Below are 19,267 nucleotides of genomic sequence, written 5' to 3' on the forward strand. Positions count from 1 at the left end.
TCTGTTGACTTCAAAATTACTCAATCCTCCATCCAGATTTATAAAAATCTTTTTTGTGGATGTTTTATAATTCGAAGTTTCATAATTGCTATTATCGATTTTGATAAAGCCAGGAAAATCTTTGGCAGAAAGGCCAGTTTTAGTTTTAATTCTGCAACCAGATGATTCAGGGATAGCATTTCTACCGAAGCAACACCTGTTTTCACAACAACATCCGTAATCGGCAGTAAAGTTCCTACTTTAAGATCTACAGAAGCAGCGCCACCATCAAACCTGAAACTTCTCATTTTATAATCAGATAAATCCAGTTTTACCTCTCCGGCACCCATATTCATATTGATCGTCCACTCTGGTTTTTTATTAAGCTTCAGATCTACGTCATTTCCACCATTTCCAAGAGACCAGTTTCCTTTTTTATCTTTCATTTTAAAGGTAACCGTGTTAACAGAGTCAGAGCTCTCTTTTTGAAGGATGAAATTTCCGTATTTACGCTCTACATCGGCAGTAATTAACTGATCCGTTTCCCCTTCCAAATTGAAGGATGTCCCTCCTCCGGAAATATTAAGAACAGTCTTTTTTGCACTGTCAGCAGTAATAAACGGCTCAGTAAAGCTCAATTTCTGAGTATCTCCATCCTCAACACTATCCAGGTCAAGATCCAGGTCCTTCGAAAACCGTTCGCCTATCCAGTTTTTATTCAGTGGTGGTTGTTGTCCTCTGTAGAACATAAAACCAAGCATCACTACCAGTACCCCCAGAGAGATCATATTTCCCGTTTCCGATTTATTTCTGTTAAACAGGATGTTCACACCCGCAATAATCAGGAATACAGGCCAGAAACTCCATACATTTCTCCAGTAAAAATTAATGATATCAAAATTCTCTAATAAAAGGACCGCCCCTACAAACAGTAGTACCACGCCCCACATCACTCTATTCAGTTTCATAATTTTTTTTTATTTAGGGGTTTATAATTGATTCTCAGCTGTAGTATCAGATGGCTTAGCAGGTTCTTCTGAAGCCGGCTTTTGTGCCGAAGTATTTATATCTTCTGGCTGCTGATTTTTCCAGTCTTCCCATTTGTCTTTACGCTTAGCTTTCAGAATGAAACTTAAACCAATCGCAACAAATACCAGTGGCCATAATTTACCTAGTCTAAACCAATAAGTATATAATATTAACTCATTCATCAGGAAGTATAAACCTATAACCAAAAGAAATAGTCCCCCGACAGTACGTCCAGTATCATTGTTTTTAGACAAAGATTTAAAATCTACAGGATTTTGCCAGTCATTTGCCGGGTTACTTTTCACATCCGGATTTTCTGTATTCTGCTGTCCAAAGGGCGGTGGTGTATTAAACCCCTGGAAATCATTTTGTTTTTTGAAGTAATCATTAAACTTTGAAAACCTTGCAGCCGGATCATTGTTTACCGGCACTACAATCCACATCACGAGGTAAACAAGGATTCCCGTTCCTACTAAAAATATAGTAGATAATACGAATAACAATCTAATGATAGTCACATCTACCTGCATATATTCTGCTAATCCTGATGAAACGCCGGCAATTATCTTGTCATGTTCGTTTCTTAATAATCTGTTTTCCATAAATCACTCTCCTATATTATTAACAATTAAATCATTAAGAGTTTTGGCAATGTTCATCAATTTATTTTTTGTGTAGCTATAAACATTGATTATCTCTCAATACACAATTAAGACTGAGCAAGGTCTATTAAGTTACAAAAGACAGTAAAGCATTTTTTACACAAAAATAAATTCAGCTAAAATTGCTTAAAACAGCCATTAATTGCCCTATTTTCCCGGCTTATAAATTCACCAGACCAATCTTAACTTACTGCAAAAAACCGCATTATTCATCAAATACCAGAATATTTTTAAGAAATAAACAAAGCCACATTTTTTTTTTTGTTGTTTCTTTGTATTATTATAGTATTAATACATTAGCTAATTTCTTACTGAATGAACTTCACCAATTTTGGTAGATACCTGTTACTGTTGAGAGCAGTTTTCAGAAAACCCGAAAAATTTAAAATATATCTTAAAGCCATTTTTCAACAGATGGATTTTGTCGGTGTTGGCTCACTTGGGTTAATCGCCATCATTTCTACCTTTATCGGGGCGGTTATGACATTACAAATCGCCTTTCAGCTGGTAAGTGATTTTATTCCAAAAACGATCATTGGTTCGGTAACGCGGGATTCAAGTATTTTAGAACTTAGTCCTACCATTACTGCGATTGTACTAGCAGGTAAAATTGGCTCGGCAATTTCTTCAGAGATTGGAACAATGAGAGTTAGTGAACAAATTGATGCGCTTGAAATCATGGGTATCAATTCACCTGGTTACCTGATCCTTCCTAAACTTATTGCAGGGATTACAATGGTTCCTGTTCTGGTTATTTTCGCTATGGTATTAAGTATTACTGGTGGTTATTTAGGTGGTACACTATCAGGAGCAGTAACTCCTGCTGAGTATATCCAGGGGATCACTACTGATTTCAATCCGTATACAATTACTGTAGCTTTAGTGAAAGCATTTGTATTTGGTTTCATTATCACTACTGTTCCGGCATACGAAGGCTTTTACGTAAAGGGTGGTGCATTAGAAGTAGCTCAGGCAAGTACAAGAGCAGTTGTAGTCAGCTGTATCAGTATCTGGCTTGTGATTACATTGTAACCCAATTATTACTATGATCGAAATCAAAGACGTTGAAAAATCTTTCGGGTCCAATACTGTCCTGAAAGGTATATCCGGAATATTTAAAGAGGGCTTAACTAATCTAATCATTGGCGGTTCCGGTTCCGGAAAAACTACCCTGTTGAAATGCATGATAGGTTTGCATACACCCGAAAAAGGAAGTGTGCAATATGATGGAAGAGAATTTATCGACATGAATTTTGAACAGCGCATCGAGATCCGTAAAGAGATCGGGATGCTTTTTCAGGGCTCTGCACTTTTCGACTCTATGACTGTCGAAGAGAATATCATGTTTCCCCTGAATATGTTTTACAGATCATTCTTTTAAAGAGAAACTGGAACGTGTCAATTTTTGTCTGGAACGGGTTAACCTTGCAGGGAAAAACAAGCTTTTTCCGGCGGAACTTTCAGGCGGGATGAAGAAACGTGTAGGAATTGCCCGGGCAATTGCCATGAATCCTAAAATATCTTTTTGTCGATGAACCCAATTCAGGGCTTGATCCGAAAACGTCCATTGTTATTGATGAGCTGATTAAAGAAATTACAGAAGAATACAATACCACAACGATTGTAGTTACCCATGATATGAACTCTGTAATGGGAATTGGTGATTATATTCTTTTCTTACATGAAGGAAAAAAATTCTGGGAGGGTTCTAATAAAGAAATCGCCCATACAGATATAGAAGAACTTAATGATTTTGTTTTTGCCAGCCGTTTCATGAAAGCTGCCAGGAAAAACTTTTAATAATAATTTGTACAAAAATATTTTATGATAAGCCTACTTACCCCCACGCACTGGAAAGATTATGAGTTGATTGATTGTGGAGATTTTGAAAAATTAGAGCGCTTTGGCAATCTTATCCTTTGCAGACCTGAACCTCAGGCTGTATGGAAAAAAACTCTTCCTGAACAAGAATGGAAAAAATTAACACATATCAGGTTTAAAGGACGTTCTGCGACTTCTGGAGAATGGGTAAAGTCTGCTGGAAATTTGCCAGACCGCTGGAATGTAGAATACAAGAACGATGATGTAAAGATTAATCTTCGCCTGGGTTTAACCTCATTCAAACACGTTGGTGTTTTTCCTGAGCAGGCAGTAAACTGGGATTATATCTCTTCTTCAATTAAGAAATTCAAAAATCCAAAACCAAAAGTACTTAACCTTTTTGCTTACACAGGTGCAGCATCACTGATTGCACAGGCATCAGGTGCAGATACAACTCACGTGGATTCTATTAAACAAGTAGTAAACTGGGCAAATGAGAACCAGGAACTATCTCAGTTAAAAGATGTGAGATGGGTTGTGGAAGACGCTTTGAAATTTGTGCAGCGCGAATTAAAACGTGGTAAAAAATATAATGGTATCATTTTAGATCCTCCTGCATTTGGACATGGCCCAAATGGAGAGAAATGGAAACTGGAAGATCATATTCAGGAAATGATGCAGGATGTGGTACAATTACTGGATGAAGAAGAGCACTTCCTGATTCTGAATACTTATTCATTAGGTTTCTCTTCTGTAATTGTAGAGAATCTAATTAAGACATCTTTCCCACAGGTAAAGAACCTTGAAACAGGTGAACTTTATCTTCAGGCAACCTCAGGGATAAAATTACCCCTGGGTGTATTTGGAAAATTTAACACTTTCTCTTCTTAACAAGAGAAAGTGTTATTGAAGTGTTATTGAAGTGATGATGATGGATTTGGTGCTGACTGTAACAACCTATATTCAATTACAGGCCTTCCGTTAGCCCCACCATCCCCTCCAGTACCTGCAGATTTGAATCTAAGTTTATACACATTTCCTTCGGCATCTTTAATCACATAAAAAAGTGTACTATTAACTGTTGCTATCTGTACCTTGTTTAGATCTTTGTCAAGTCCTATCGAAATTGTCCTCCATTTCGTGCCAATAGCATTTCGTGTTTTCAAATATTCCTCATCCTTAATATTTTTCAATCTGCATCCGTGAAATTATCAAACGTCTTTGTCGGAGTATTAGTAAACTGCTTGGCACCAACACCACCTAAAAAGTTAATCAGCACAAAATTACTTACCGAATCCGGCTTATTGTCTCCATCCTGATAAGTACTCCATGTCCATTGAATATCCCATAATGATTTTGCAGGCTCTCCGCCTAAGGATCGATTGTTGAAACTTACAAAGTTGAAATTATAAGAAAGATTTTTATTTACATTAACCGGGCTAAAAGCCTGAGCATTAAGAAGCCCATATTTAACAACATATCCATTTATTCCCCTGTAAACTTGAAATTTATACCATGGGAATTGGAGTAATGAATTATCAATAGGGATATTAGGAGTAGGAGGGTTAGGTGGAATCCGGTTTCTTGTTGTACCAGCCAGACCTGGGTTATAAATATAGACTTTACTATTTTGCTCGTCACTCCCTACTTCAACATGTGTCAGGCCTTTCAAATAACTCGGACCATCAACTCACCTGCAGGATCTATCCTCTTTAGAATTGTTGCTGCAGGCCGGCTAAAATTAAAAGGCCCATCTTGTTGTACAAGATTAGCAGAATCAGCAACGCCAACAGTAGCAATATCAGTTTTGCCAATCACCTCTTGAATCATTGCGCCCATAGAATGATTTATCATAACTTTAAAATCTGCCCCGGGATAAAGCCCTATACTCCAGCTGTCCCGTCTTACAGTAGAAATCACACCTTTGCTAAAGTCTACAAAAACACTGTTAGCCGCATAATAACCTTCTTCATTTCCTGCTATACCTGGAAGTTGTACGCTCTGTCCCTCAAATGGCTTTGGGTATCTGTAATCGACATTATCTTTTTTACAACCTGCAAAAGCAAAAACTGCGCAGCAGCATATAATGATTACTCTATATTTATTCATGTTAAATCTCTAATTCTCTAAAACGCTAAGAAATGTAAAGATAATACTCCTGACCTTGAATTTTATACAAATTCAGAGCGGGAAGCAGCATTATTATCTCATTTCTTATATACTTAATCCTTATTAATTTGATAATTCTTATACAGATAGGAGATTTTGTCAGTCGAATGTGTAGTTTTGCAGACTTAAGAAAATTCATATTTAAACCCTCATAGAACCTATGAAAATACCACAACTCGCGGGAACACTATTAATTGCATTTACGGCTGTCACCTTATTTGCCAACTGCACCTCAGGTACAAATAAAAAAGGTGGAACAACAAAATCAGCATTAAGTGCGTCAGGGGATTCTTCGGAAGTTGCTGTTACAGATACTACACGTAAACCTATTGACACTGCAAAATATAATACCTTAATGCTGAAACTGGCACATGGTGATACTACAGGAAGATGGCCGGTTAAACCTCAGCCTTATCCCCTGCCAGGAGCCATTCTGCCATACAAAAGGATTATTGCTTATTACGGAAATATATACTCAAAAAGAATGGGCGCATTAGGTGAATACGCACCTAAAGAAATGTTGTCCAGACAGACTTGATGCAGAAGTTAAGAAATGGGAAAAAGCAGACCCATCTACACCTGTACAACCTGCTTTACATTACATCGCCGTTGTAGCACAAGGTGATGGCGGTAAAGATGGTAAATACAGATTCAGGATGCCTGATAAACAAATTGACTCCGTACTGGCTATTTCAAGAATGCGTAAAAACATGATTGTGTTCCTTGATATTCAAGTATCATTAAGTAATATCAGAACTGAATTACCTTTATTGGAAAAATACCTGAAAATGCCAAATGTTCATTTAGGTATAGATCCTGAATTCTCCATGAAAGACGGCGTTAAGCCAGGAAAAAGAATTGGTACATATGATGCTGCTGATATCAACTACTGTTCTCAGTACCTTGCAGATCTTGTGAAAAAATACAATTTGCCTCCAAAGGTTTTCACTGTTCACCGTTTTACAAAGAAAATGGTAACGAACTACAAAAACATCAAATTACGTCCTGAAGTACAAATGGTAATGCACATGGATGGATGGGGTGAGCCAGAACTTAAAAAAGGTACTTACCGTCACTTTATTTTCAGTGAGCCGGTAGAATTCACAGGTTTCAAACTATTCTATAAAAATGACATCAAAAAAGCACCAAACAGAATGATGACACCAGAAGAATTATTAAAACTTGTACCAATACCTGTTTACATACAGTATCAATAAGTTTGATGATCTCCAGATAAAAAAAACGCTTTGTTATTGATTAACAAGGCGTTTTTTTATTTATATGCAAAAAAAGATTTCTAAAACGGTTACGCTGTAAAATTATTGTGCCAACCCTATTCAGACTAACGATTATATTTTTATTGTTAATTAAAAATTAATAAATTTGGTCTATGCAAGATTTCTCATTATACTTTGAATTGGGTTGGCAACATATATTAAACTGGAAAGGATATGACCATATCCTTTTTGTCATAGTTTTATGTGGAGCCTATACACTAACCGATTGGAAGAGAGTATTATTGCTGGTTACCGCGCTTTCACTATTGGCCACAGTATCACGCTTGCATTGAGCGTATTAAAAGTCATTACTGTCAAAACCGATTTAATTGAATTCCTTATTCCTGTAACGATACTCGTTACTGCCGCCTCAAATATTCTATCCGGGAAATCATCCAGACCAAAGGGGGTACAACTAAAATATATACTGGCGCTGTTCTTTGGATTAATTCATGGAATGGGCTTTTCTAATTACCTGAATGGCCTGCTGGGTAAAAGCACAAGTATTGTAGCAGAATTATTTGCTTTCAATATCGGGCTTGAATTTGGTCAGATACTTATTGTAACTGGTATACTACTGATTTCTTTTATCCTGATCAATATTTTCAAAGTCAAAAAATGGAACTGGAATTTCTTCCTTTCTTCAGCAATATTTGGAATATCATTTATAATGGCAGCAGAGCGATGGCCCGGCTTATTCCGTTAGAATAAGCCCAGCTGCCCTTTATCATCTATTTCAACATCATCAGGATAGTAATCTCTCTCTAATCTTACATCTTTATTGATTGTACCTTCTTTGGTTACTTTACTTTTAGCATCGGCTGTTTTCTTTGGCTTTGCTGCCGGTTTTGGAACCGGTATTTCAGTTTGCACCGGAGCAACAGGTGTTTCTGCTTTTTCAGAAACGACAGGTAACTCAGCTTCGGCTGGAATAGCTGGTGTTTCTTCCTTCTCAGGAGTAACAGGCGCTTCCACTTTTTCAGGAGCTACTGGTGTCTCTGCAACAGGTAATTCCGGATCAGCTTTCTTAACACGTTTTACCGGACTGCGTACTACTTTATCTGTATCTTCAACTGGCTTATCTACCTTAGGTTCCACAGACAGACTGGTTGGTATTACAACTTCATTTCTAACCCATTCTTTTTTAGGAGCGGGAACTTTTCTCTCTTCAACTTTTGAAGCTTCAACTTCAATAACAATATCCTCAGCTTTTACTTCTTCAACTATATCTTCCTCAATAACGATTGCTTCTTCTGCTACAACCTCTCTTCTACCTGATCGTCTGTTTCCTGACTATCTTCTTCAGTTATCACAACTGCTTCTTCCGCTTCAACAACAGAGTCCTCAGTTTCAACAACAAAATCCTCGGTTTCTTCTATTTCACTATCCGCTTCACGATCTGTCTGGACATCTTCCACTGAAACCTCTGTTTCCTGATTATCTTCAATAGGCTCCTCAGCAGCAACAGCCTCTTCTTTAGCTTCTTCCTCCAGCACAGGCTCATTCTCATCAGCATTGCTAATACTGATCCGTTTTACATCATGCTGGCTCAAACGATTACCGTTAGCTTTAATACCTTTCAAATCTATGAAATCAGCCAGGACAATTTCTAATGTCTCAGGTATCTGTGTTTTACCTTTCAATACATCAACTGTTAAAGTCGCCTCTGGATTACTGGTCAGATGCAGGAATCTCGATCCAGTTTCTTCACTAATCAGACTTTGTTTCTTGCCTATTGCAATAGGCTCAAAAACAATCTCTTTTAATAAAGTAGTTCTTAGCTTTTCCTTCATATTGCACTACCGCAAAGGCTTTCTCCGGATCAAATTTCTGGATCAGTAAAAGATCAGCATCAAAATGATTACTCAATTCGAAAGAACTCAACTCATACCAGCCTTCTTTATGAACCTGAAGGATTTTATCATCCCCGTCAAATTCACCAAGATATTTACCTCTGCCGTCTACATTGAGTCTTCTCAATAAATCGTCATACCAGATTTTCAGCCCCGACAATGTAGAAACACCTTTACTTTTCAGTAATACTTTTTTGACAGGATATTTAGAAACAATGTTTCCCTGAGAAGCACGTCCTTTGATTGCGATATCTGCAAAATCAATATCAAACTGCAATTTTTTCAGCTTGGTATGTGGCTTAAGCAATACAGTAACAATTTCAGCCTCACCATTAGGATTAGGTGTGAAATATAACATCTTCGACCCTTTACTACCCTTTGTTAAGTCATACTCTTTATCACACGGTAAACTCCCATCACAGCAAAACGCTTGATATAAGAAGTACCACTTGCACCATCTTTATAGATTAAGTTATAGATCGTACGGTCATCATTCTTTTTAAATACCTGTGCGTAAACAATCCCTTTTCCTACAAATGTTTTATCTGCAACTTTCGTGATTGTACATTTACCATCTTCTCTGAAAACAATGATTTCATCCAGATCAGAACAGTCGGCAATAAATTCATCCTTTTTAAGTCCCGTTCCGATAAAGCCATCCTCACGGTTCATATATAATTTAACATTGGCAAGTGCAACCTTAGAAGCCTCGACCCTGTCGAACAGGCGGATTTCTGTTTTACGTTCTCTGCCCTTACCGTATTTATCTTTTAATTTCTGATACCAGGCGATTGCATATTCTGTCAGGTGACGAAGGTGATTTTTTACTACTTTAATTTCATCGGCCAGTGCTTTCATCTGATCATCCGCTTTTTTAACATCGAAGCGGGTAATACTACTCATTGGCTTATCAATAAGCTTCTTAAAATCTTCAGGTAAAATCTCTCTGTATAATTGTTCCTGAAAAGGAGCAAATAATATATTCAGAACTTCTACCACGGCATCAAAATTACTTGCATTCTCGTATTCAGCATGCTTGTACATTCCTTCCTGGATGAAGATCTTCAATAAAGAACTGAAGAAAATCTTTTCCTGAAGCTCATGCAGTTTTATTTCAAGTTCCTGTTTAAGAAGATTTTTGGTATTCTTGGTATTTTCTAAAAGAATAGTATTTACACTCAGGAACTGAGGTTTATCATCTTTAATGATACAGGTATTAGGAGAGATAGAAACCTCACACGAAGTAAATGCATATAATGCATCTATAGTTACATCCGGTGAAATTCCTGGTGCAAGCTGAATCACAATTTCCACATGTGCGGCAGTATTGTCTTCAATCTTCTTGATCTTGATTTTACCTTTATCATTTGCAGACAAAATACTATCAATCACAGAACCAGTAGTTGTTACTGTATGGAATCTCTGTAATGACTAAAGTCTTCTTGTCTTTTTCAGTGATTTTTGCGCGTACACGAATCTTACCCCCACGCATTCCTTCATTATAAGCAGAAAAATCTGCCATACCTCCGGTAAAGAAATCGGGAAGGATATTAGGTGATTCGCCCTGCAGAATTGCAATAGAAGCATCAAGCAGCTCAATAAAATTATGCGGCATAACCTTAGTAGCCAAACCTACTGCGATCCCTTCGGCTCCCTGTGCTAATAACAGAGGGAATTTTACAGGTAAAGTAAGCGGCTCATTATTACGTCCGTCATAACTTAACTGCCAGATGGTTGTATCCGCATTAAATACAACTTCAGTTGCAAATTTGGATAAACGTGCTTCAATATAACGCGGAGCAGCGGCACTGTCTCCGGTGATCGGGTCTCCCCAGTTACCCTGACAATCAATTAACAGATCTTTTTGACCTATTTGTACCATTGCATCACCAATAGAGGCGTCACCGCGGGTGATACTTCATCGTATTTCCGATTACATTGGCTGCTTTATTGAAACGTCCGTCGTCCATCTCTTTCAGAGAGTGCATAATTCTACGCTGAACAGGCTTCAACCCATCATTAATATGGGGTACTGCCCGGTCTAAAATTACATAAGAGGCATAATCGAGGAACCAGTTCTCGTAAAGTCCATTAATAGGTATTACGGTATGTTTTGTCTCTTCGTTTACGTTATTATCTAATTCGTCGCTCATCAAGAAAGGGTTTGGATGGCGTAAAGATAAGGCATCCGCTCAAATTTTGAGAACACAATTTCCCAACAGTTTTAAAAAGATTTTATTAACACTTGTGATTTGAGAATTATCCTGCTAAACGGTCTTCTACAAACACAAAAGGCAACAAACTTTTAACCCCTTTTACTTTCAGGATCTTACCGTCAAGACAATAAAAAAGCACTTCTATCTCTTTATTCTGCTTGCGCTCAAATTCTGCCATAACCTGCAGACAAGCCCCGCAGCAAGTGATAGGCTGTTCAATTTTAAAGTTATCGGTATGGGCAGTGATTGCCATACTTTCAATAACAGCATCCGGATAAGCTGCACCAATTGTAAAAAGAGCCACACGTTCTGCACAAAGACCAGATGGATAAGCCAGGTTTTCCTGGTTACTGCCAGAAACAATCACGCCATCACTTAACCTTACCGCAGTAGCGACTTTGAAATTAGAATAAGGAGAATATGAGGTTTTAAGGGCTTCCTTTGCTTTTACACATAAAGACTGGTCATCTGCATTCAGTTCCTGTAACTGATCATAGGATTCATAAGCAATGGAAATATTTAATTTATTCATATATAAGTTTAAAAATATAAAGTATAACAGACATCATTGTTGATGGTTCATGCCTGATAAAACCATCATGTGCAGCAGAACATAAAATGAAATGCAAAAAACTGAGTAGCACATGATAGCTTCATTACCGTTAAAAACCAATTCTATCCCAATAAAAATTAGGGCTTACAATATACGTTGTTAATTTGAACAGATCATAAATAACACAAATACATATAACAATTCAACATATTGTTTCCAATATAGATAAAAACAGCCATGTAAAAGAAAAATATAAATAAATAGGGCATAAATCAAATGAATTATGTCAGAGAGAATAAATACATTGACCCATTATCAGATTTTGGTTTTAAACATCTTTTTGGAGGAGAACCTAATAAAGATATTATGATTGGATTTTTAAATGCACTGTTTGAAGGCCAGAAGAAGATTACAGATATCATATACAGCCCAACAGAATATGCAGGTGACGAAAAAGAGTATAGAAAAGTTTCTTTCGATTTATTATGTACAGGAGATCAGGGCGAGCAGTTTATTGTAGAAATGCAGCGAGTTGCACACTCAAATTTTGATGACCGGTGTATTTTCTACCTGAGCCGGTTGATTCATCAGCAGAAACCTTTGAACAAAGGAAACTGGAATGCTAAACTAAAAAAGAAGTATTTCTGATTGCTATACTGGATTTCAAAATGAAAAGTAGTTTCGAAGATCATTATCTGCAAAGCATTTCACTTGTAAATACAGGAACGGGTGAAATATTCCACAATGGAGTGGGATTTAAATTTCTAGAACTCCCTAAATTCGATAAAAAAGAGGATCAATTAGAAAATGAGCTGGACAAATGGGTTTATATGCTTAAACACATGCACAATCTGGGCAAAATCCCTGATTACCTCGATAAACGCATTTTTCAAAAAATATTTAATATAGCCGAAATGGGTAAGTTATCGCCAGAACAACGATTTTTATATGAATCAGACCTGCAGAAACAGTCCGATTATCAATGTGTCCTTACTGATATGGTTGAAATAGGAATGAAGAAAGGCCTGCAAAAAGGAAAAATGGAACTTTCTATCAAAATAGCCAGAGAAATGAAAAAAGAAAATTTTGATATTTCTAAAATCGCACAATTCACCAAACTCTCCATCGAAGAAATTAAAGTTTATAAGCAATTCTTAACTGAATAAAGATCCCTGTCCGGGGTCTTTATTCATACTTTGATATATTTATTTAAACAAAGTTTTGGTTTATTTGTAGTATACTATAAGTTAAACTGATCCTATGGCATAGTTTTTATACCTTGTCAGGTAATAAATCTCTCAAAATCTACTGGAATTGAATAAATACGTACGTAAAAGTTTAAAGATTGTTTTATGGGTGATCGCCACTATCATTTTATTGGTGGTAGGAATTGCGATTTCTTTAAATATCCCTGCTGTTCAGAACTTTGTTAAAGGCAAGGCTATTGATTATCTGAAAAACAAAACCCATACCGAAGTTAGCCTGGAAAGCATTAAAATCGCTTTACCTAAAGACATCGTACTCAACAAGTTCTACATAGAAGACAAAAAAGGGGACACTTTATTATACGCACAAAAATTAGCAGTTGACATCAGCCTGTTCAAATTATTAAGCAAAAAAATAGAAATTAATAATATAGAGAGCTTGAAAAAATCAGGGCAAACGTAACCCGTATTAATCCAGATTCGACTTTTAACTTCTCCTTTCTGTTGGATGCCTTTATGTCTGAACAGAAAAAGCCAGAAGAACAGGTAAAACAGGACACTACTTCTACCATGAAGTTTTCGGTCAGTAAAATAAGTTTGAAAGATATAGGTATTGTTTATCGTGACGATGTTGCGGGCAATGATGTCAATGTAAATCTTGGAGAATTTCAAACAAATATTAAAGATTTTGATCTGGATAATCAGCATTATGTGATTAAAGATCTGGTTTTGAAAAACACATCTCTTAAATATTTACAACAGAAACCACTTACACAGCTGGCAGCTCACCTGGAAAAAAGCCTTGATACAGCAAAAACAGCTACGGGGAAACTTCCACTTGTAGAAATACAGGATGCTGCTTTCAATAATGTAAAGATCAATTTCAACGATATGTTATCAGACATGCGGGCCAATTTGAATATTAACGAGCTAAAAACCTGAAAAAACTCTTTGCTGACCTCACTAAAAATGATTTTAAACTGGATGAAGCGACACTGAATAAATCGAATATCCTGTTTGCATTCAAACCACCTACAGTTGCCAACGGAACAAAGTCTGCTGATACCACCGCCAAGCCTTCCACTTTAGCTGTATTGGTCAACAAATTAAACCTTGCGGGAAACAACATTCAGTATGATAACCTAGCTGTTAAACCTACCTCAAAAGGCATGGATTACAATCATTTAAAAATCAATGGACTTGGTTTAAATGCCGAAGCATTATCGTACAGCTCAGCTGGTATCAAAGTAAATGTTAAAAGTGGGGTACTAAAAGAGAGAAGTGGTTTTGAACTTTCAAAATTGCAGGGCGATGTTATCTATAGTGACAAAATGGTTAAACTGACCAATCTTGTCTTTAAAACACCACATACGAATATTGAAAATAACACGACCCTTAATTACACTTCTTTGGATGATTTAACTAAACATCCCGAGTAAAATTAGCCATGCAGTTTAAAAATTCTGTTATAGGCTTAAAGGATGCAACCTTTTTTAGTGACGCAATTCCAGCAGATTACCGTAATGAAAAAATTAAAGTAACAGCACGCGCAAATGGTTATCTGAATAACCTCACAATTCCTCAATTGCAGATCAGCGGACTAAAAAGCACAAACATCGATATAAATGGTACTGTTAAAGGATTACCGGATGTAAATAAGACATTTCTTGATCTTAATATTAAACGCTTCTCCTTAACAAAAAAAGATCTCCTGGTTGTGATTCCTAAAAAGTCTTTACCAGCTAACATTGAATTACCGAACAGCATCAATGCCAACGGTAAATTTAAAGGCTCTATGACTAATTTTAGTACTGACCTGAATGTCAATACTGATATGGGTGCAGCTAAATTACTGGCCACAATGAAAGGCCCTAAAGGCAAAGAGAGCTATACTGCTAATATCAATCTGAATAACTTTAACCTTGGCAAGCTGATGAAGATGCAGCCTCAGTTAGGTAAGATCAGTATTAAAGCGACAGTAAACGGCACTGGTTTAGATGCAAAAACTGCTAATGCGAAGATCAATGCACAATTGCTGAGTGCCTACTATAATAAATATACCTACAAAAATTTATTACTGAGCGGAACTTATTCCGGACAGAAAATGAATATCAAAAGTGAAATGGCCGATACCAATGCTAATTTCAATTTAACTGCTTTTGTGGATATGGCTGGCAAATATCCTGCGGTTAAAGCAGACCTTAATCTAAAACAGGTTGACTTACAAAAACTGAATTTTAGTGCTACGGAATTGAGAATGGCGGGTTTGGTTAAAGCTGATATTAAAACTGCTGATCCAAATTATCTGAATGGGGATGTGAGCATCAGGGGACTGCAATTAGTTAAAGAAGGTCAGAGATTTAATGTAGATACTGTTAATGTACATGCAGAGGCTTCAGCTACACATACCCTGCTGACCTTAAAATCAGAATTACTGAGTGCAGTGCACGCGTTGACGGACAATATCAGCTCACTAATCTGGCGCCTGCAATGATTAACCAGATCAATAAATATTATGCATTTGGCCAGGTGACTAAAATCCCCGATCAGCGTTTCAGATTCAGCATGAACATTTATAATCCTAAGTTTATCAAGAATTTTGTTCCTGAGCTAACTACCTTCTCCCCTTCGCGGATAAGCGGTTTACTGGATACTAAAAAAGACAGTCTGATTATGAATGCATGGGTTCCCCAGGTCGTCTATGGAGATTATCAGGTAGACAGCACAAAGCTTACCGTTGATAATGCAAATCGGAAACTGAACTATAAGCTGCTGGTAAAGCATGTACAAAGCAAATCAATAGCTTTATATAATACTGAATTGAGTGGTGAAGCTGCTAACAACATTTTAGGAGTCAATATATTCCTTAGAGATAGTAAACTGAAAGATAAATATATACTTGGTGGTACTTTTAAATCCATTCATAAAGATTTTCAGTTCAGTTTTGTTTTGATCCTGACAAATTGCTGTTAAATTATGATAAATGGGCCGTTTCTCCAGAGAACTTTATTCAGTTTGGTGCAGCTGGTATTCTTGCTAATCAGTTCAATTTGAGCAGGGGTAATCAATTGTTAGGTATTAACAGCCTCAATTCCACACCCAATTCACCAATTAAAGTAGAGTTCAAAGATTTCAAAATAGAAACCCTCACTAAGTTTGCTGAGCAGGATAGTTCACTGGTGGGCGGAGCAATTAACGGAACTGTAGATGTTAAAGGCTTAATGGCTAATCCAAAATTCGAAGCAAACCTGACAATTGATCATCTTCGTTACCAGAAAGATCAGCTGGGCACACTACGTGTTGCGGTAAACAACAATACTGAAAATGCATTTGAAACAAATATCGCGTTAACAGGCGTCCATGAATTAAGAGTAAACGGATTCTATTATACTAAAGCTGAAAATGCTTTGGATCTTACACTGAATATTGACAAGATTGATCTCAAAGCACTGGAAAGTGTTTCCATGGGCCAGATTAAACAAGGTTCAGGAACTATAACCGGACAGCTATCTGTTAAAGGTGCTATTGCTTCTCCGAAAGTTCTGGGGGATATTAAATTTAACCAGGCTGCATTCAATGCAACCTATGTAAATTCATATTTCAGGATGCCAAATGAAACGATCAGTTTTACAGAGGAAGGTCTTAAATTCAATAACTTCACTGTGATCGATTCCTTAAACCAGAGAGCAACTATCAATGGTGGTATACTGACTAAAAATTATAAGGACTTCAAGTTCAATATGGACATCAAGACTGATAATTTCAGAGCATTACATTCTACAGCCGCTGATAATGAAATGATTTACGGAACCGTGTTCCTGACCAGTCTGATTAAAGTAAGGGGCGATTTAAACCAGCCGGATGTAAACATGACGGTTAAGGTTGAAAAGGGGACTAAATTCTTTTTCGCCCTGCCTGCGGATGATCCATCTGTCATAAGCCAGGGAAGGTATTGTGCAGTTTATTGATGCAGATGCAGCACCTTTTAACGGACATAAAGCATTAAGAGCAGACAGTATTAGTAAAGCTCCGATTAAAGGGTTCAACCTGAGTGCAAATATCAGAATTGATCCGGAAGCGGAATTAAACGTTGTCGTTGACCCGGCAAACGGGGATAACCTCAAAGTAAGGGGTACTGCCAATCTGATTGCCACAATGGACCCTAGTGGTAAAACAAGTTTAACCGGCCGTTACGAAGTAACTGACGGAGCTTATAATTTGTCTATTGGAGGGTTAGCTAAAAAATCATTTAAACTGGTTAAAGGCAGTAGTATAATATGGACAGGTGATCCGATGGAAGCTAATGTTGACCTGACTGCATTGTATGAGGTTAATGCTGCCCCAATTGATTTGCTAGGTGAGCAGTCAAATATTCAGGCGAAAACTAAACTACCTTTCCAGGTATACCTGATGATGAAAGATCAATTGATGAAACCGACTATAATCTTTCCGTTTAGATCTGCCGGAAAATGAACGTGGTGCATTAAGCGGTACAGTTTATACCAAATTACAAAATGTAAACAGAGATGAAGGGCAATTGAATAAACAAGTATTTGCGCTATTAGCATTAGGAAGATTCATGGCTGACAATCCTTTTGAAAGTCTTGCTGGCGGAGGCGGTGTTTCCAGTATGGCACGTTCAAGCGTAAGTAATCTGTTAACAGAACAGTTAAACAATCTGGCCTCGGATCTGGTTAAAGGTGTAGATATCAATTTTGGCGTAAATTCATCTGAAGATTATTCAACTGGTTCAATGCAGCAAAAAACAGATCTGGAAGTAGGGCTTTCTAAAAAACTACTGAATGACAGGCTAACAGTAACTGTGGGTAGTTCTTTTGGACTCGAAGGGCCACAGGCTCCGGGACAAAACTCAACTAATATAGCAGGAAACGTGAACGTTGAATATGCGTTATCAGCTGATGGAAGATATCGTTTAAGAGCTACAGACGTAATCAGAATGAAGGTGTTATTGAAGGACAGATTATAGAAACTGGTGTAGGATTTGCATTAGTTGTTGACTATAATAAATTCAAAGAAATATTTCAAAAAAGAAAAAAGAGAAATCAGGTAAAAACAGAACAGAAGCCTAAAGATGAAACCATCATAAACTCACCATCGAAAAAAAATGATTAAGTTCATGATAGCTTCATTACCATTGAAAAACAATAAACACTAAATGAAGACACTAATTAAACCAACCTTATTAATAGTTTCATGTTTAGTGTGGTCTGCCTGCAGCAATACTAAATATTTGAAACCCGGACAGACCTTATATGGGGGTGCCGAAGTAAAAATCAATCCGGATTCTACTGCAAAAATTGCAAATGAAAAGAATGTAAAGAGTGATTTGGAAAGTAAAACGAGACCCGCACCTAATAAAGCAATCCTGGGGTTAAAGCCAAAACTATACATTTATAATCTTGCTGGCGAACCTAAAAAGCCAAAAGGGATACGCCACTGGTTAAGAACAAAAGTTGGTGAACCACCCGTATTATTAACAGATGTAAAATTAAAATATAACAATGCTGTGCTGACAAGTTACCTGATGAGTCAGGGTTACCTGCAGTCTGTGGTTACAGGTGATACGGTAGTAAAAAATCGTGTTGGAAAAGCCATTTATAGAGCAGAAACGGGTAACAGATATAAAATAAATAACATTACTTTTCCAAAAGACAGTGGAAACCTGGCGAACATTATTAATCAGCATAAAGAGAAAACATTACTTAAAAAAGGAGATTTTTATAATCTTGATGTTTTCAAGAATGAGCGTATCCGTATAGATAACGATTTGAAAGAAGGTGGTTATTTCTATTTCAGCCCGGATTATTTGATTCTTCAGGTAGATAGCACTATCGGAAAAAGCCTGGTCAATATCACAGTTAAAGTAAAGGATATAGCACCTGATGCAGGGTTGAAACCTTACACGATCAAAAACATTAATATTTATCCTAATTACTCCTTAAGAAGAGATTCTGTCCTGAGAAAATTACAGCCCGTTGAATATCACGATTTCAACATCTATGATGATAAAAAGATGTTTAAGCCTCGTTTATTTGACAGATTGGTTTTCTTTAAGAAAGGGGAAACTTACAATAGAAAAGACCATAACCAGTCGCTAAACCGGATGGTCAATATCAATGCATTTCAAGCCGTTAAAGCAGAATTCCTACCTGTCGATAGTTTTAAAAACAACCAGCTTGATCTGAATATTTACCTGACACCATTAAAGAAAAACTCTTTATCCTTTGCAGTAACAGGAACGAGTAAATCAAACAACTTTGTCGGTTCAGAAGTAAAAATTACACAGACTACCCGGAACCTGTTCAGAGGGGCTGAACAACTGGATGTGAGTTTAAGCGGCGGTTTTGAAACACAGGTAAGCGGACAAGCCCAGAATCTCAACTCTTATTCATTTACAGCACAGGGAAAACTAACTTTTCCAAGATTTATTTATTGTTCCGTTTTATAAACCAAGCAGTACCACCGCTTTTATTCCTAAAACC

Annotated in this window: 23 protein-coding genes and 3 pseudogenes; 18 read left to right on the forward strand and 8 right to left on the reverse strand. The window is 37.0% G+C overall.

What is annotated here, in order from left to right; all coding sequences use genetic code 11:
- Nucleotides 1–38 precede the first annotated feature (38 nt).
- Together ACWYN3_RS21840 and ACWYN3_RS21845 are read right to left on the reverse strand one after the other, a co-directional pair.
- On the reverse strand, nucleotides 39–947 hold the full coding sequence (locus ACWYN3_RS21840) for a LiaF transmembrane domain-containing protein (protein ID WP_456216327.1): 909 nt from the start codon (nucleotides 945–947) through the stop codon (nucleotides 39–41).
- 21 nt (nucleotides 948–968) lie between these two features.
- A complete protein-coding gene (locus ACWYN3_RS21845; RefSeq protein ID WP_456216328.1) occupies nucleotides 969–1,610 on the reverse strand; it encodes a PspC domain-containing protein in 642 nt (213 codons plus the stop codon).
- A gap of 375 nt (nucleotides 1,611–1,985) precedes the next feature.
- Between ACWYN3_RS21845 and ACWYN3_RS21850 the strand changes: the two are divergent.
- From ACWYN3_RS21850 to ACWYN3_RS21860, 3 genes and pseudogenes are all read left to right on the forward strand, one after another.
- A pseudogene (locus tag ACWYN3_RS21850) lies at nucleotides 1,986–2,719 on the forward strand (MlaE family ABC transporter permease).
- Nucleotides 2,716–3,470 (forward strand): annotated as a pseudogene (locus tag ACWYN3_RS21855) (ABC transporter ATP-binding protein). The pseudogenes ACWYN3_RS21850 and ACWYN3_RS21855 overlap by 4 nt, the downstream one beginning before the upstream one ends.
- Nucleotides 3,471–3,494: 24 nt before the next feature.
- Nucleotides 3,495–4,382, forward strand: a complete 888-nt coding sequence (locus ACWYN3_RS21860) for a class I SAM-dependent methyltransferase (protein WP_456216329.1) — start codon at nucleotides 3,495–3,497, stop codon at nucleotides 4,380–4,382.
- 23 nt (nucleotides 4,383–4,405) lie between these two features.
- On the opposite strand, the gene ACWYN3_RS21865 is transcribed toward ACWYN3_RS21860, so the two are convergent.
- Genes ACWYN3_RS21865 through ACWYN3_RS21875 form a run of 3 tightly spaced genes read right to left on the reverse strand, consistent with a single transcriptional unit; the run spans nucleotide 4,406 to nucleotide 5,600 of the window.
- Nucleotides 4,406–4,657 carry an HmuY family protein gene (locus ACWYN3_RS21865; protein WP_456216330.1) on the reverse strand — a complete coding sequence of 84 codons (252 nt, stop codon included), beginning with the start codon at nucleotides 4,655–4,657 and terminating at the stop codon, nucleotides 4,406–4,408.
- 23 nt (nucleotides 4,658–4,680) lie between these two features.
- Nucleotides 4,681–5,163 (reverse strand): hypothetical protein, encoded by a 483-nt coding sequence (locus ACWYN3_RS21870; protein ID WP_456216331.1) that lies wholly within the window; start codon nucleotides 5,161–5,163, stop codon nucleotides 4,681–4,683.
- Nucleotides 5,160–5,600 carry a hypothetical protein gene (locus ACWYN3_RS21875; protein WP_456216332.1) on the reverse strand — a complete coding sequence of 147 codons (441 nt, stop codon included), beginning with the start codon at nucleotides 5,598–5,600 and terminating at the stop codon, nucleotides 5,160–5,162. Before ACWYN3_RS21875 ends, ACWYN3_RS21870 begins: the two co-directional genes overlap by 4 nt.
- A gap of 220 nt (nucleotides 5,601–5,820) precedes the next feature.
- Here ACWYN3_RS21875 and ACWYN3_RS21880 point away from each other — a divergent pair, with 220 nt between their 5' ends.
- The 4 genes from ACWYN3_RS21880 (at nucleotide 5,821) to ACWYN3_RS21895 (ending at nucleotide 7,643) form a co-directional block, all read left to right on the forward strand.
- Nucleotides 5,821–6,198 carry a hypothetical protein gene (locus ACWYN3_RS21880; protein WP_456216333.1) on the forward strand — a complete coding sequence of 126 codons (378 nt, stop codon included), beginning with the start codon at nucleotides 5,821–5,823 and terminating at the stop codon, nucleotides 6,196–6,198.
- The gene (locus ACWYN3_RS21885; RefSeq protein ID WP_456216334.1) at nucleotides 6,158–6,877 is read left to right on the forward strand and encodes a hypothetical protein; all 720 of its coding nucleotides are present in this window, start codon (nucleotides 6,158–6,160) and stop codon (nucleotides 6,875–6,877) included. Before ACWYN3_RS21880 ends, ACWYN3_RS21885 begins: the two co-directional genes overlap by 41 nt.
- Nucleotides 6,878–7,050: 173 nt before the next feature.
- A complete protein-coding gene (locus ACWYN3_RS21890) occupies nucleotides 7,051–7,230 on the forward strand; it encodes a HupE/UreJ family protein (RefSeq protein WP_456216335.1) in 180 nt (59 codons plus the stop codon).
- A complete protein-coding gene (locus ACWYN3_RS21895; protein ID WP_456216336.1) occupies nucleotides 7,164–7,643 on the forward strand; it encodes a HupE/UreJ family protein in 480 nt (159 codons plus the stop codon). Before ACWYN3_RS21890 ends, ACWYN3_RS21895 begins: the two co-directional genes overlap by 67 nt.
- On the opposite strand, the gene ACWYN3_RS21900 is transcribed toward ACWYN3_RS21895, so the two are convergent.
- The 3 genes and pseudogenes from ACWYN3_RS21900 to ACWYN3_RS21910 form a co-directional block, all read right to left on the reverse strand.
- Nucleotides 7,640–8,035 carry a hypothetical protein gene (locus ACWYN3_RS21900; RefSeq protein WP_456216337.1) on the reverse strand — a complete coding sequence of 132 codons (396 nt, stop codon included), beginning with the start codon at nucleotides 8,033–8,035 and terminating at the stop codon, nucleotides 7,640–7,642. The two genes, ACWYN3_RS21895 and ACWYN3_RS21900, sit on opposite strands and share 4 nt — an antisense overlap.
- Nucleotides 8,036–8,193: 158 nt before the next feature.
- Nucleotides 8,194–10,943, reverse strand: a pseudogene (locus tag ACWYN3_RS21905) (DNA gyrase/topoisomerase IV subunit A).
- 106 nt (nucleotides 10,944–11,049) lie between these two features.
- Complete coding sequence (locus tag ACWYN3_RS21910) at nucleotides 11,050–11,538, reverse strand: cytidine deaminase (protein WP_456216338.1); 489 nt, start codon at nucleotides 11,536–11,538, stop codon at nucleotides 11,050–11,052.
- 297 nt (nucleotides 11,539–11,835) lie between these two features.
- Between ACWYN3_RS21910 and ACWYN3_RS21915 the strand changes: the two genes are divergently transcribed.
- The 11 genes from ACWYN3_RS21915 (at nucleotide 11,836) to ACWYN3_RS21965 (ending at nucleotide 19,233) form a co-directional block, all read left to right on the forward strand.
- Nucleotides 11,836–12,207: a PD-(D/E)XK nuclease family transposase gene (locus ACWYN3_RS21915; protein ID WP_456216339.1), complete on the forward strand. Its 372-nt coding sequence runs from the start codon at nucleotides 11,836–11,838 to the stop codon at nucleotides 12,205–12,207.
- 20 nt (nucleotides 12,208–12,227) lie between these two features.
- Nucleotides 12,228–12,725, forward strand: a complete 498-nt coding sequence (locus tag ACWYN3_RS21920) for an Rpn family recombination-promoting nuclease/putative transposase (protein ID WP_456216340.1) — start codon at nucleotides 12,228–12,230, stop codon at nucleotides 12,723–12,725.
- A 148-nt stretch (nucleotides 12,726–12,873) separates the two neighbouring features.
- Nucleotides 12,874–13,227, forward strand: coding sequence for an AsmA family protein (locus tag ACWYN3_RS21925; protein WP_456216341.1), 354 nt, complete (start codon nucleotides 12,874–12,876; stop codon nucleotides 13,225–13,227).
- A gap of 53 nt (nucleotides 13,228–13,280) precedes the next feature.
- Nucleotides 13,281–13,706, forward strand: a complete 426-nt coding sequence (locus ACWYN3_RS21930; protein WP_456216342.1) for a hypothetical protein — start codon at nucleotides 13,281–13,283, stop codon at nucleotides 13,704–13,706.
- A gap of 227 nt (nucleotides 13,707–13,933) precedes the next feature.
- Nucleotides 13,934–14,203: a hypothetical protein gene (locus ACWYN3_RS21935; RefSeq protein ID WP_456216343.1), complete on the forward strand. Its 270-nt coding sequence runs from the start codon at nucleotides 13,934–13,936 to the stop codon at nucleotides 14,201–14,203.
- An 8-nt stretch (nucleotides 14,204–14,211) separates the two neighbouring features.
- A complete protein-coding gene (locus tag ACWYN3_RS21940) occupies nucleotides 14,212–15,258 on the forward strand; it encodes a hypothetical protein (protein ID WP_456216344.1) in 1,047 nt (348 codons plus the stop codon).
- Nucleotides 15,255–15,737, forward strand: a complete 483-nt coding sequence (locus ACWYN3_RS21945) for a hypothetical protein (protein ID WP_456216345.1) — start codon at nucleotides 15,255–15,257, stop codon at nucleotides 15,735–15,737. Before ACWYN3_RS21940 ends, ACWYN3_RS21945 begins: the two co-directional genes overlap by 4 nt.
- Nucleotides 15,728–16,732 carry a translocation/assembly module TamB domain-containing protein gene (locus ACWYN3_RS21950; RefSeq protein ID WP_456216346.1) on the forward strand — a complete coding sequence of 335 codons (1,005 nt, stop codon included), beginning with the start codon at nucleotides 15,728–15,730 and terminating at the stop codon, nucleotides 16,730–16,732. Before ACWYN3_RS21945 ends, ACWYN3_RS21950 begins: the two co-directional genes overlap by 10 nt.
- A complete protein-coding gene (locus tag ACWYN3_RS21955; RefSeq protein ID WP_456216347.1) occupies nucleotides 16,719–17,237 on the forward strand; it encodes a translocation/assembly module TamB domain-containing protein in 519 nt (172 codons plus the stop codon). The genes ACWYN3_RS21950 and ACWYN3_RS21955 overlap by 14 nt, the downstream gene beginning before the upstream one ends.
- Before the next feature lie 64 nt (nucleotides 17,238–17,301).
- Nucleotides 17,302–17,751, forward strand: a complete 450-nt coding sequence (locus tag ACWYN3_RS21960; RefSeq protein ID WP_456216348.1) for a translocation/assembly module TamB domain-containing protein — start codon at nucleotides 17,302–17,304, stop codon at nucleotides 17,749–17,751.
- A gap of 189 nt (nucleotides 17,752–17,940) precedes the next feature.
- Complete coding sequence (locus ACWYN3_RS21965; protein WP_456216349.1) at nucleotides 17,941–19,233, forward strand: hypothetical protein; 1,293 nt, start codon at nucleotides 17,941–17,943, stop codon at nucleotides 19,231–19,233.
- The last annotated feature ends 34 nt before the right edge of the window (nucleotides 19,234–19,267 follow it).

This window comes from Pedobacter sp. NJ-S-72 (genome assembly GCF_053890575.1).

What these genes read in the sequence shown, in the direction of transcription:
- ACWYN3_RS21840 (WP_456216327.1), bottom strand. Translation starts at nt 947, where the DNA reads ATGAAACTGAATAGAGTGATGTGGGGCGTGGTACTACTGTTTGTAGGG.
- ACWYN3_RS21845 (WP_456216328.1), bottom strand. Translation starts at nt 1,610, where the DNA reads ATGGAAAACAGATTATTAAGAAACGAACATGACAAGATAATTGCCGGC.
- ACWYN3_RS21860 (WP_456216329.1), top strand. Translation starts at nt 3,495, where the DNA reads ATGATAAGCCTACTTACCCCCACGCACTGGAAAGATTATGAGTTGATT.
- ACWYN3_RS21875 (WP_456216332.1), bottom strand. Translation starts at nt 5,600, where the DNA reads ATGAATAAATATAGAGTAATCATTATATGCTGCTGCGCAGTTTTTGCT.
- ACWYN3_RS21880 (WP_456216333.1), top strand. Translation starts at nt 5,821, where the DNA reads ATGAAAATACCACAACTCGCGGGAACACTATTAATTGCATTTACGGCT.
- ACWYN3_RS21890 (WP_456216335.1), top strand. Translation starts at nt 7,051, where the DNA reads ATGCAAGATTTCTCATTATACTTTGAATTGGGTTGGCAACATATATTA.
- ACWYN3_RS21910 (WP_456216338.1), bottom strand. Translation starts at nt 11,538, where the DNA reads ATGAATAAATTAAATATTTCCATTGCTTATGAATCCTATGATCAGTTA.
- ACWYN3_RS21915 (WP_456216339.1), top strand. Translation starts at nt 11,836, where the DNA reads ATGAATTATGTCAGAGAGAATAAATACATTGACCCATTATCAGATTTT.
- ACWYN3_RS21920 (WP_456216340.1), top strand. Translation starts at nt 12,228, where the DNA reads ATGAAAAGTAGTTTCGAAGATCATTATCTGCAAAGCATTTCACTTGTA.
- ACWYN3_RS21930 (WP_456216342.1), top strand. Translation starts at nt 13,281, where the DNA reads ATGTCTGAACAGAAAAAGCCAGAAGAACAGGTAAAACAGGACACTACT.
- ACWYN3_RS21935 (WP_456216343.1), top strand. Translation starts at nt 13,934, where the DNA reads ATGGATTACAATCATTTAAAAATCAATGGACTTGGTTTAAATGCCGAA.
- ACWYN3_RS21940 (WP_456216344.1), top strand. Translation starts at nt 14,212, where the DNA reads ATGCAGTTTAAAAATTCTGTTATAGGCTTAAAGGATGCAACCTTTTTT.
- ACWYN3_RS21945 (WP_456216345.1), top strand. Translation starts at nt 15,255, where the DNA reads ATGATTAACCAGATCAATAAATATTATGCATTTGGCCAGGTGACTAAA.
- ACWYN3_RS21965 (WP_456216349.1), top strand. Translation starts at nt 17,941, where the DNA reads ATGAAGACACTAATTAAACCAACCTTATTAATAGTTTCATGTTTAGTG.